Here is a 1,133-nt window from a genome sequence, read left to right as displayed (position 1 = left end):
GGCAAGGCCAGATCGACACCGGTGCCCGTGCGGGCGTGACGACCACGGAGTCCGAGGAGTTGAAGCGGCTGCGGCGGGAGAACGCAGAACTCGAGCGCGCCAACGCAATTCTGAAAGCCGCGTCGGCTTTCTTCGCGGCCGAACTGGACCGGCCCCAGCGCTGACTGTCCGGTTCATCAGCGAACACCAGGGCCACCGGGAGAACGGTGGCCTGCGATGGGGTGTCGAGTCGATCTGTGCCGTGCTGTCCGAGCTCGGCGTCAAGATTGCCCCATCGACCTATTACGAGCACCGCGAGCGCACCCCGTCGAAGCGGGATGTGCGCGATGAGGAATTGAAGGTGGAGATCCAACGGGTGCATGCGGAGAACTTTCACGCCTATGGCGCGAGAAAGGCGTGGCTGCAACTGAATCGGGAAGGATATCCGATGGCGCGCTGCACGGTCGAGCGGCTGATGCGTGAGCTGGGATTGCGCGGGGTGTCCCGCGGCCGAGTCAAGCGCACCACGATCCCGGATCCGGCCGCGGAGCGGCCGGAGGATCTGGTGCAGCGGTGCTTCGCGCCGCCGGCGCCGAACCGGTTGTGGGTGGCGGACATGACGTATGTGTCGACCTGGTCGGGGTGGGTGTATGTGGCGTTCGTGATCGACGCCTATGCGCGGCGGATCCTCGGCTGGCGCACGTCCACGACGATGACGACCGACTTGGTGCTCGACGCGGTCGAGCATGCCATCTGGACCCGCGAACGTGAGGGCTGGAATGTGAAAGATGTTGTGCACCATACGGATAGTGGATCTCAATATACGTCCATTGCGTTCACCGAACGTCTCGCCGAAGCCGGGATCCAGCCGTCGGTCGGCGCGGTGGGATCGTCGTATGACAACGCCCCCGCCGAGACGATCAACGGCCTGTTCAAAACCGAGTTGATCAAGCCGCGTGGGCCGTGGCGCACCGTGGATCAGGTCGAGCTGGCCACCGCCGAGTGGGTGGACTGGTTCAATCACCGGCGGCTCTACCAGTACTGCGGGGATATTCCTCCGGTCGAGATGGAGGCCGCCTACTACGCTCAACAATCAGCCCAGCAACTCGCTGAGCTGTCACACCAGTAAGTCTCCGGACTCACCGGGGAGATTC

1 pseudogene is annotated in these 1,133 nt (G+C 64.1%); it reads left to right on the top strand.

Features of this window, described 5'->3' with window-relative positions:
- Positions 1–1,108: pseudogene (locus NC4_RS38545) on the top strand (IS3 family transposase); the annotation flags it as partial.
- Positions 1,109–1,133 lie beyond the last annotated feature (25 nt).

It is taken from the genome of Nocardia crassostreae (assembly GCF_001613405.1).
Lineage (GTDB): Bacteria > Actinomycetota > Actinomycetes > Mycobacteriales > Mycobacteriaceae > Nocardia > Nocardia crassostreae.
The sequence above is the reverse complement of the archived record's forward strand: the minus strand, read 5'-3'. Positions and strand labels throughout refer to the sequence as shown.